The sequence below is a fragment of the Thermococcus sp. genome (assembly GCF_027008145.1).
GTDB lineage: Archaea > Methanobacteriota_B > Thermococci > Thermococcales > Thermococcaceae > Thermococcus.
Genome location: NZ_JALTCZ010000141.1, coordinates 1 through 6,174, shown reverse-complemented (window position 1 = coordinate 6,174; position 6,174 = coordinate 1). Strand labels below are relative to the sequence as shown.

The 6,174-nt window shown below is 54.4% G+C and carries 8 protein-coding genes and 1 rRNA gene; 4 read left to right on the top strand and 5 right to left on the bottom strand.

Going from position 1 to position 6,174, the window contains the following annotated elements; all coding sequences use genetic code 11:
• Nucleotides 1-98 precede the first annotated feature (98 nt).
• Nucleotides 99-563, bottom strand: coding sequence for an Lrp/AsnC family transcriptional regulator (locus MVD07_RS06755; protein WP_297499937.1), 465 nt, complete (start codon nucleotides 561-563; stop codon nucleotides 99-101).
• Between the two features lie 147 nt (nucleotides 564-710).
• Here MVD07_RS06755 and MVD07_RS06750 point away from each other — a divergent pair, with 147 nt between their 5' ends.
• From MVD07_RS06750 to MVD07_RS06740, 3 genes are read left to right on the top strand one after another with little or no spacing between them, the layout of a single operon-like run.
• Nucleotides 711-1,766 carry a Clp1/GlmU family protein gene (locus MVD07_RS06750; RefSeq protein WP_297499935.1) on the top strand — a complete coding sequence of 352 codons (1,056 nt, stop codon included), beginning with the start codon at nucleotides 711-713 and terminating at the stop codon, nucleotides 1,764-1,766.
• Nucleotides 1,767-1,809: 43 nt separating this feature from the next.
• On the top strand, nucleotides 1,810-2,643 hold the full coding sequence (locus MVD07_RS06745) for a geranylgeranylglycerol-phosphate geranylgeranyltransferase (protein ID WP_297499944.1): 834 nt from the start codon (nucleotides 1,810-1,812) through the stop codon (nucleotides 2,641-2,643).
• 5 nt (nucleotides 2,644-2,648) lie between these two features.
• Complete coding sequence (locus MVD07_RS06740; protein WP_297499933.1) at nucleotides 2,649-3,029, top strand: ribonucleoside-triphosphate reductase; 381 nt, start codon at nucleotides 2,649-2,651, stop codon at nucleotides 3,027-3,029.
• Between the two features lie 5 nt (nucleotides 3,030-3,034).
• Here MVD07_RS06740 and MVD07_RS06735 read toward each other — a convergent pair whose 3' ends face one another.
• The 4 genes from MVD07_RS06735 to scpB form a co-directional block, all read right to left on the bottom strand.
• Nucleotides 3,035-3,835, bottom strand: a complete 801-nt coding sequence (locus MVD07_RS06735) for an OB-fold nucleic acid binding domain-containing protein (RefSeq protein WP_297499931.1) — start codon at nucleotides 3,833-3,835, stop codon at nucleotides 3,035-3,037.
• A complete protein-coding gene (locus MVD07_RS06730) occupies nucleotides 3,832-4,209 on the bottom strand; it encodes a replication protein RepA (protein ID WP_297499941.1) in 378 nt (125 codons plus the stop codon). The genes MVD07_RS06735 and MVD07_RS06730 overlap by 4 nt, the downstream gene beginning before the upstream one ends.
• Before the next feature lies 1 nt (nucleotide 4,210).
• Nucleotides 4,211-5,281, bottom strand: a complete 1,071-nt coding sequence (locus MVD07_RS06725; protein WP_297499939.1) for an OB-fold nucleic acid binding domain-containing protein — start codon at nucleotides 5,279-5,281, stop codon at nucleotides 4,211-4,213.
• 135 nt (nucleotides 5,282-5,416) lie between these two features.
• Nucleotides 5,417-5,989 (bottom strand): SMC-Scp complex subunit ScpB, encoded by a 573-nt coding sequence (gene scpB, locus MVD07_RS06720; RefSeq protein WP_297499929.1) that lies wholly within the window; start codon nucleotides 5,987-5,989, stop codon nucleotides 5,417-5,419.
• A gap of 89 nt (nucleotides 5,990-6,078) precedes the next feature.
• On the opposite strand from scpB, the gene rrf reads away from it, so the two are divergent.
• Nucleotides 6,079-6,174, top strand: a 5S ribosomal RNA gene (gene rrf, locus MVD07_RS06715); the annotation flags it as partial.

The window sequence follows — 6,174 nt, the reverse complement described above, 5'->3', positions numbered from 1 at the left end:
GGGGTTTCGCACGCTGAAGCCAAAAACGTATTCATTCCTGTCTCAGCAAAGTTTGGGCAGAACGTTGAAGAGCTAAAAAGAAGGATTGAAAAAGAGCTTTAGAGAACCTCAAGGACGAGGTGAGTGTTAGTTTCCCTCACGCCGTCAAGGGAAGCTATCTCCTCAAGTATCTCGTCGAGCTTCGTCTTGTCGGCTTCGATTATGAGGTCTATGTCGCCAGTGACGCGGTAGATCTTCTTTATCTTAAGCTCCTTGAGCTTCTCGTAGACCTGCCTCCTCTTCGTCGGTTCAATCTTTACGAAGACAAAGACATCACCCTTCTTCTCACCCAGCAACTCAAGGGCCTTGTCGGTGAGGTCTATGAAACCCCTACCCGTCCTTATGTAGCCGAGCTCCTTGAGAACCTTCAGGTGATTGCTGAGTGCCTGCCTGGTTATACCGAGCTCATTTGCAAGCTCGTCCTGGGTCTTCTCGACGGTGTGAACCTCTATCCTCTTCCCCTCCTCGTAGAGCTTCCTCAGGAGGCGAAGCTGTCTCGGAGTGAGGGCTCCTTCCTCTACCATTCAACCACCTCCTTGAAATTTTTCAGAGATGAACTCGATATAAGTCAAACTTTACCTACCCATTCAACAAGTGAAAGGGCCCAACCTTATAAGCCTTTCTAGTCATGGGAGCATCAAGTTTTTTAATCCCGGGGAGAAGGTGAGAGTATGAACAAAGCGACTTACACCGTCGAGGTTCCTCCAGACAGGGTTAAGCTAGTTGAGGAGCTCTCGTCCAGGGCCCCCTTAAAACTAATGATAGTGGGCGACACCGACAGCGGGAAGACAACGTTGGCAACGTTCCTGGCAAATGAACTCATATCCCTCGGGCATAGCGTTGCCATAGTCGATGCTGACGTCGGGCAGAAGGGCATCCTCCCCCCGGCTACGATAAGCCTAGCCTTCCCTGAGGAACCCTTCGAGAGCTTTGCTGAGCTTACAGGAGTTGCGCACTACTTCATAGGGACAGTCTCACCCTCCCAGTTCGCCGGTGAGATGGCCGTCGGCGTTAAGAGGCTTACGGACATGGCCCTTAGAGAGGCCGACGTGGTGATAATAGACACGACCGGTTTCGTCTCAGGCATTGGAGCGGAGATGAAGCGCCTCAAGGCAGAGCTTGTCAGGCCGGACGTTATGGTTCTCCTTGAGAGGAGGAACGAGCTTGGAGGACTCGCTAAGTCCCTCTCGAAGTACGGAGAAGTCATCAGACTCGGGGTCAGCGAGCTCGCAAGAGTTCACAGCAGGGAGGAGCGCAGGGAAGTCCGCTTCTCCAAGTGGAGAGCCTACTTCAAAGGAGCGTCCCCCATAGAGGTCAACCTTGGGGAGATACAGGTAACCGGAACCTCGCTCTTCAGCGGGAGGCCTCTCACTGTTGAGGAAAAGGCCCTCCTTGAGGAGCTCTTCAAGTGGGTTATTTTAGCTGGCTGGAAGGGGAACCGCTATACGGTCGTCAAGGCCGATGTTGAGGCGGTGCCACACCACTACAGCAGGGCCCTTCAGGCGGTCGACTTCGATAGGCTGAGCAACCTCCTCGTGGGCTTCATCGACGGGGACGGCCTCTGTCCCTCCCTGGGGGTACTCAAGTGGGTGAACTTTACGGCCGGGACTGCGCAGGTTCTTACCCCCCTGGACTCCCTCAATGGAATTGAGGAGCTTCGCTTTGGTAGGATGCGCGTCCTTGAGACCGGAGAGGAACTGGGCCTTCTCCGGAGAGAGGAGCTGTAGAAAGGTTTTAAAGAGATCAGAACAATTGAATTAGGTGCCCCTAATGGAAGCAAAGGCCTTCATCGAGATAACGAGACCGCACAACTGCATCTTAGCAGGGGTAGTTGGCCTTCTCGGCTCGATAGTGGCTGTGGGTCACTTTCCATCAGCTATTAAGGACATTCTCGTCTTCCTCGTAGTCACCCTCGGGTGCGCGGGAGGGAACACGATAAACGACTACTTCGACTACGAGATAGATAGAATAAACAGGCCCGAGAGACCTCTCCCGAGGGGAGCCATGCGCAGGAGGACGGCCTTCTGGTATGCTATGCTTCTCTTCACCACCGGTCTCACCCTGGCTGTCTTCGTAAACCTCTACGCCTTCATCCTGGCGGTTCTGGCGTATGTGACGATGTTCTTCTACGCTTGGAAACTCAAGCCGATGCCCTTCATAGGGAACCTGACGGTTGCTTCACTGACCGGGGCGACCCCCCTCTATGGGGCCGTTGCCGCCGGCAACATAGGCCTGGCCGGCTACCTGGCCCTCTGCGCCTTCCTCGTCAACGTTGCTAGAGAGGTCATCAAGGACGTAGAGGACGTTGAAGGCGACCTTGCCAAGGGGGCCAGAACCCTCCCGATAGTTTGGGGGAGGAAGAAGGCCTCCTACGTGGGTTCATCCTTCGCGATCGCAACGATTTTTGCCTCTTTCCTCCCAATAAAGGCCGGTGTTGGGCTGAGCTACCTCGCGATGGTTCCGGTTGATGCCATAATCCTCTACTCGGCCTTTTTGGTACTCCGCTCCCAGGACAGGGAAACCGCCCACCGCGCCCAGAAGCTTTTAAAGGTCAGCATATTCCTCGCTGTTATGGCGTTCCTCTTCGCGTCTGTTGTGAGGTGATCGAGATGGAGTTCAAGAATAAAATCCTTATGGAGCTGGAAAAGAAGGGACTGTGGACGGTCGTCACATTCAAGACCCCTCATGGCCCTAGAACAACAATGGAGAAGCTTGCGAAAGCTGTCGAGGAAGGCAACTGGAGGGTGACCTTCAAGGCCAACTGGTGGACGGCTGACATCCCCTACGGACTGATCAGGCTTGACCTTGAGAGGGACGGAAGGGAGAAGATACTCCTCGGAAAGTGGGTGCTCGGGGAGAGGTGCGAGCTGATAAGACTGGAAACAATGGATCTGGAGAGGGGAAAGGACGAGTTCTTCAGGATGGTGGACAGCATAACCTCTACCCTCATCTACGACCCGGTGATAAGGACGATGAGAGAGCAATATTGAAAAAATCAGAGGGGCTCGTAGAAGCCTATCTCAGGCTCGTATATCTCCCCCTCGGCAAGTAACTGGGCTATGGCCTCCTCTATGATTTCTTCGTCGAACTCCTCGGAGAGCTTCTTGACTATGAACTTGTGGGAGAGGGCCTTCTTCTTTTCCCTCAGCAGGTCCATAACTGCTTTCTTGGCCTTCTCAAGCTCGGGGTTAAGGACTGGAGCTTCTTCTTCCTCTTCCTCCTCGAAGAGCTCCTCCTCAAGGGTTCTCTGTTCGAGCATCATCGTGTAGAGCTCGTCTATCGTCTGGAGCATCTCCTCGTCTATCCCCTTGTTCTTGGCGATGACCTTGGCCTTCGCGGTTATCCCGTAGCGGTCGTATATGTCAAAGGCCATCTTGGCCTTCTTGGCGTGCTCGACCTTCTCCTTGAGGGTCTCGAAGCGGTGGAGTATCCAGAAGTTTGGGGATACCTTGGAGACTCCTTCAACCAGTATCTGTTTGTCGTCGCGCCACTCTGCAACTTTCCCTATTATCTGGACGAAGTCGCCCTTCTTCACGAGCTTTATGAAGCGGGTATCGTCGCGGAAGCCAAGAACCCATATCGTTCCGGTTCCATCGTCGATCTGGAACTTGCCGTAGGTCTCGTCGTCGCTTATGACCGGCTCCCTGACAACCGTCGCGACGACCTTGACGCGGTAGACCTTTCTTGCGTCCTTGGTTATCAGGTAGTTGGGCTCGAAGTCACCCTCACTCCTCACATAGTAGCCCTCGACGATGTCCCTGATGTAGACTCTGCTCGCGGGGAGGCGCTTCTTCATTGCTCCTCACCCCCAAAGAAGTTGATTATCCCCTCGACCTTCGGGAGATACTTCCTCTCGAGCTCCCTGATTTCCTCAAGGGCCCTAAGGTCGGCCTCACTGAAGTCCTGTATGACCTCGCCAAAGATGTGGACACCTTCCTCGTTCCTGATGACCCTGCCAATGACCCTTACAATCTGGCCGTTCGCGGGAAGAACGTTCTCCTCGCTCTCGACGAGTATAACTCCAGTCCCGTCGTCGATCCAGAAGGTGTAGTCCAGCTTGTCTACCTTGAAGGCCTTTCCTATGAGGGAGACGCGGGTGTCGTCCTCCTTTATATCGGCTATCTTCCTCTCGACGGCAGGCTTCCTCCTCTTAAATCGAACCTCCTCCATTTCACTCACCACCCTCAAGGGACTTTACGGCCTCGTACAGCTCGCGCTTGGCGAGCTCTATCTCGCGCCTCTCGTTGATCTCTTCCCAGCTTCTCACCTTCAGCAGGGTTCCAAGGAACTTGTCCTCAACGACGCTACCGCGTACTATTATCTCCCTGCCGAGGAGCGTGTAGTAGTCCTCCTCCGCCACCTTTCTTCCGGCTTCCTTTATCGTCAGCCCGCCCTCGACGAGCTCCTTTATCCTGGCCTCAATCTCCTCAGGCGACTCTCCCAGGAGCTCGGCGGCGTCATCGCCGAAGAGGGTTGTCCTGATATAACCGGTAGAGTCGTCGAGGCCGAAGTCGAGGACGACTATCTTGACGGGCTCAACTTCACCGTGCTCCGGACAGAGCCACGTGTTCGTTGCCGGGTCGTAGTCAACCTTTCTCCTGCACTCCGGGCAGGCGTCGTAGACGAGAACCCTGTAGAGCTTTGCCACCGTACCCCTAACCTCAACGAAGCGCTCGCCACCCTGAAGGTCCTTTATCTTCACCCTCCTGTAGGAGTAGCTCCTGACCTCTTCGAGGGGAGGTATCTCCTCAACTCGTGGATCCTCTGGATTTTTGATCATCCTCGTCCTGAAGTTGGCGTGAAGTTCGATCCCCTTCATCCCCCCCCTGACGGAGGGGTCTATGACCTTGATGACGTCGCCGGGGCTGAGCTCGTCGTAGTATTTCGAAACGAGGGCATCCCAGAGGACGAGCCTCGCCTGACCGGTCGAGTCGTAAACGATGATGTTCGCGACCCTGCCCTTTGAACCGTCCTTCTTGGCGTACTCCCTTGGCGGGAACTTCCTGAGAACCCTCGCCACGATGTTGACCCCGCTCATCCCGGGGACGAGATCAGCTATGTGGAGAAGCTCCCCCTCGGTGAGCTTGACCCCGAGCTCTTCAGCAAGCATCACAGCGGCGGCGTGCTCAGAGATGCCCTCCCTTTTGGCTATCTCCGCTATTCTTCTCTCAATCTCGGCCTTTGAAAGACCCCTCTGTCGGATGATCTGACCTACAATCTGCTCCTTAGTAAGGCCCGACATAGCACTCACCCTAATGGTAATCCGACGTTCCCTTATTTAAACTTTTCTCTCAAGCCTTCTTTGAGGCAGAAAAGAGTTTATTTCTGTCCAAAGCAGAAAAGTGGAAAACTATAGCCTCAAGAAATCTATAAACGTTTACTCGGACTTTTCTTCCTTATCCTTACCCTCGAGCTTCTCTATGAGGTCGCTGTACTCGGCGTGGACGACCTTCTTGAAGGCCTCCTTGATAATCTTAGGGTCGTTCTCGGTGAAGCCGTAGAGCTCAGCAAACTTCTGGGTTGTGCCGAGGAGCTTCGTCCTCTCGTAGGGTTCCGCATAAATTAAACCCATCTCGACGAGCTTTTTGATGTGCTCGTATGCCTGGCTCCCGCGGAGCTTTATTATCTTGCTCTGCTCTATCGGCTGGAGGTAGGCTACGAGTGCTAGCGTCTTAAGCTCCCCTGTTCTTAGGTCCGGCCTCGGCATCAGGTGTATTACCCTCTGGCTGTACTCCTGCTTGACCTGCATGACGTACTTGTCTCCAAGAACCTTGACGACCTCTATGGCACTCTTTCTCTCGGCGTATTCTGCAGCTATGAGCTCTATAAGCTTCTCAAGGTAATCGAGGGAGCGTATTCCGAGGGCCCTTGAAAGCTCCTTGAGGCTGAGAGGCCTGCCGGAAACGAAGAGGGCAGCTTCAACAAGTGCCTTGTCCTCGATGAGTCCCATCTCACCACCCGGAGAACTTTGTCGCAGATGTTATTAAGCTTGTCCCAAGACCGCAAAATTTATAAATTCGTTTCGGGAGGGGTTATTGGCACGGCGGCCATAGCGGCGGGGCCACACCCGGTCTCGTTTCGACCCCGGAAGTTAAGCCCGCCAGCGTTCCCGGGTGTACTGCCCTCCGAGAGGGG

Bases quoted from the DNA above. Each gene is read 5' to 3' on its own strand.
- MVD07_RS06725 (WP_297499939.1), bottom strand. From the start codon at position 5,281: ATGTCGGGCCTTACTAAGGAGCAGATTGTAGGTCAGATCATCCGACAG.
- MVD07_RS06735 (WP_297499931.1), bottom strand. From the start codon at position 3,835: ATGAAGAAGCGCCTCCCCGCGAGCAGAGTCTACATCAGGGACATCGTC.
- MVD07_RS06755 (WP_297499937.1), bottom strand. From the start codon at position 563: ATGGTAGAGGAAGGAGCCCTCACTCCGAGACAGCTTCGCCTCCTGAGG.
- scpB (WP_297499929.1), bottom strand. From the start codon at position 5,989: ATGGGACTCATCGAGGACAAGGCACTTGTTGAAGCTGCCCTCTTCGTT.
- MVD07_RS06730 (WP_297499941.1), bottom strand. From the start codon at position 4,209: ATGGAGGAGGTTCGATTTAAGAGGAGGAAGCCTGCCGTCGAGAGGAAG.
- MVD07_RS06740 (WP_297499933.1), top strand. From the start codon at position 2,649: ATGGAGTTCAAGAATAAAATCCTTATGGAGCTGGAAAAGAAGGGACTG.
- MVD07_RS06745 (WP_297499944.1), top strand. From the start codon at position 1,810: ATGGAAGCAAAGGCCTTCATCGAGATAACGAGACCGCACAACTGCATC.
- MVD07_RS06750 (WP_297499935.1), top strand. From the start codon at position 711: ATGAACAAAGCGACTTACACCGTCGAGGTTCCTCCAGACAGGGTTAAG.